The 3157-nt window shown below is 40.2% G+C and carries 3 protein-coding genes; all 3 read right to left on the reverse strand.

Annotated elements, in window-relative coordinates; genetic code table 11:
• A partial coding sequence (locus tag JHC35_RS05335; RefSeq protein WP_295042743.1) for a cytochrome c oxidase subunit 3 family protein occupies positions 1 to 505 on the reverse strand: 505 nt, incomplete at its 3' end.
• A complete protein-coding gene (locus JHC35_RS05340) occupies positions 498 to 1289 on the reverse strand; it encodes a CbbQ/NirQ/NorQ/GpvN family protein (protein WP_295042745.1) in 792 nt (263 codons plus the stop codon). The genes JHC35_RS05335 and JHC35_RS05340, both read right to left, overlap by 8 nt.
• Positions 1290 to 1301: 12 nt before the next feature.
• Entirely contained in the window at positions 1302 to 3068 is a 1767-nt protein-coding gene (locus tag JHC35_RS05345; RefSeq protein ID WP_295042747.1) for a VWA domain-containing protein, read from the reverse strand.
• Between the last annotated feature and the right edge of the window lie 89 nt (positions 3069 to 3157).

Below are 3157 nucleotides of genomic sequence, written 5' to 3' on the forward strand. Positions count from 1 at the left end.
CAGAAGTATATCCGAGCCGTTTTGTTTTTTGTCGAATCGTATAGATGATGATTGTTCCCAAAAGCACATGCATGAAATGAAACATAGTAAGCAGAAGATAAAACATAAAAAATGTATTGGTACTTAAGCTGAAGCCTTGAGCAAAAATATCGGAAAATTCCAATAGCTTATTAACCAAGAAGACTCCTCCAAAACCCATTGTGGCTAATAGCCATTTAGAGGCAATAGAGGATGAGATACGGATATCGTTTTCATTGGAGTTTTTAATACTCAAGATAGCTTTTACAATAAAATAACTACTGGTGATTAAAGTGAGGGTATCTATAAACCCAGCTGTTTTATTCAAAAAAAGCTGTGAATCATTAAACATTTGAACATTGAGTCTTCGCGAAAAAGCATATCCTACAAAGAATAGTCCAAACGTCAGCAGTTCGATATAGATAACGATCCAAATGGCAAAATCTCCAGGTGGATAGGAGCGTTTTAGGGTTAGAGCTTTAGACATGCAAACTTTTTTTAAAATGCAGTGATATAAGTTTTTCAAGCACTTCCAAAACATCCTCTTCATCGCTGAGTGATTCTACAATGGAATGTATACACGCTTGATAGGGGTCAAACCCTTTAGCAATTAATTTGGCAGCATATATGAGCAATCGCGTTGATACGGCCTCTTGAATATCACTGTCACTCAGTTGACGGATTTCACCGGCTATGGTGACCAATTTGTGAGCTATTTCGTGATCAATACCACTCTCTTGCAGAATGACTTTTATTTCAATTTCCGCTTTCGGATAATCAAAACTTAGTGAAATAAAACGCTGTTTTGTACTCGGTTTCATCCCTTTTAAAACATTTTGATATCCGGGATTATAGGATACTACGAGCATGAAATCCGGATGTGCTTCGATCACCTCCCCTGTACGGTCAATCGGGAGTACTCGACGGTAATCTGCCAATGAATGGAGGATGACGGTTGTATCTTTTCGGGCTTCTATGATCTCATCGAGATAGCAGATTCCTCCGTTTCGTACCGCCTTTGTCAACGGTCCGTCTTGCCAGTAGGTCCCGTTTTCATCAATTAAATGACGACCGACCAAATCCGCTGCACTTAAATCATCATGACAAACCACGGTATAAACCTCACGACCTAACTCTTCGCCCATCGCTTCGATAAACCTTGTTTTGCCACATCCTGTTGGACCTTTTATCAAGATGGGAAGATTCATTCCAGCGGCGGCCTTAAAAAGTTCAATTTCATTGCCTTGTGGCAAGTAATACATTTTGGACATAGTTTATTTCTCCTATTTGGTCAAGTTCATGTAGATTTCGGGTAAAACTTTGGGAAGCTTTTTGGCATCACGGATCACTGCATACGAGTTTCGTCCAAAAAGGTATGGAAGGTACTCTTTGGCATCGATATCGATCGTGATACAAAATGGGGTGATCCCCTTTTGTTTTACCTCTTCAATCGCTTTTTTCGTATCTTCGATACCGTACCGTCCGTCATAGCGATCTACGTCATTAGGTTTCCCGTCACTGAGGATTAACAACAGCTTATTAGCGCTTTGTTGTTTCTCTAAAATCTTGGCACTCTCCCGTATCCCTGCACCCATTCGAGTGTAATACCCCGGTTTAATGGCATGAATACGGCCGCGAACGTTGTCGCTATAGTTCTCTTTGAAATTTTTAATGATGTGAAAGTTGACCTTCGTGTTTTTGATCGATGAAAAGGTATAAATAGCAAACCGATCTTGAAGACGGTGCAGCGATTCGGAGAACACCATCAACGCATCTTGTATCATATCGATTACACGCAGTTCTTGTGTGATCCCCGCTTCTGTAGAGAGAGAAACATCCGCTAGGATCAAGGTGGACATATCCCTCATCTTTCTCTCATACGTCTCAAAAAATCGTTGCGGGTGGCTTGAGCGGTTTTGGTGTCCTTTGTAATCAATCCATGTATCGATATTGATCTCATCGCCGTAGGGGAGGTTATCTCTTTTGATACGGTCAAGCTCCATCAAATCGAGTTCACTCTGAATCCGACGCATCATTTTTTGCAGCCGCTTTGGTAACTCTATAGGCTCGGTATGGAGAGAAACAAGGGGTTTTATACAAACGTAATTTTTGAGATAGATCTCTTTTTTATAGTCCCACTCATCTATAAAATGACCTTTCCCCAGAGGATATTCTTCGATACTATTGGCCGAGATATCCAGATCCATTTTGATTCGCGCGGAGAGATTGGCATCTTTTTGTCCCAGCGTTATCTCATCTAAATCTTCGGCATTATAGAGAGCATCTTCATCAAAACTGTCGTTTTCCTGCCGATCAACCCGAACTTGCTCCATAAAACTTAGTATCGATTCGGGTAAAAACAGGAGCAGTCCATCCGTCTCTTTTTTATCATCGATCTGTTCACTCTTTTTTTTCATCTGCAAGGTATCACTCTTGCGCGGTTCATCGTTTTGTCTTAAAAGTTCCTCTTCATCACCGTTGTCTAGGAGTTTATTAGAGGTAGAGAGGGAAGGATAAATCCATAAAGGATTGGGATAATTATCCGCTAATAAACCTTCGTGTGAAGGTTCAATAGTGGATAATTCAGGATAATTCCCTATTAAAAATGAGTCTGCATAGGCATAAAATTCGCTAAATCCAGCGTATTTTTTAATGAGACTATTCACTGCATTGGTATTCTCGTGCTCTATATTTTTAGCTTTGACATTCACGTTGGTCAGCATGGCGATTAACCAATAATAGTGCATCTCATTGTGTGCTTTTGAAGGGAAATAAGCTAAAGAGGCAGGAAGGTAAAGCCCTTTTTCATCTTGCCAGGCAAGAAAAAAGGTTTTACCGGTTCCTGATATTTTTTCAAGCAGTGTTCGTGACGTTTTAATCGATCTTTTGTCGGTTATATGAAGTTCTTTCCCTTTTTCACCCCCTAAGAGATGATAAAAGAGTTTTAACCCTTTGGCAATGTCCGCAAATACAACTTCCTCCTCTTTAAAAAGACGAGACGCTTTTTGGGTGACATAGTGATCCCAAAACTTACCGACTTTTTCATCCATTACGCGCTTACTTTCTCTTCTTTGACAAAGAAACTGTAGAAATAGGTCAACAGTCCTAAAAGAACCATCACCCCAAAGGCTAATCGAAC

It is taken from the genome of Sulfuricurvum sp., from assembly GCF_022759005.1.
Taxonomy (GTDB): domain Bacteria; phylum Campylobacterota; class Campylobacteria; order Campylobacterales; family Sulfurimonadaceae; genus Sulfuricurvum.

Coding starts and splice junctions, on each gene's coding strand:
- JHC35_RS05340 (WP_295042745.1), bottom strand. CDS start 1,289: ATGTCCAAAATGTATTACTTGCCACAAGGCAATGAAATTGAACTTTTT.
- JHC35_RS05345 (WP_295042747.1), bottom strand. CDS start 3,068: ATGGATGAAAAAGTCGGTAAGTTTTGGGATCACTATGTCACCCAAAAA.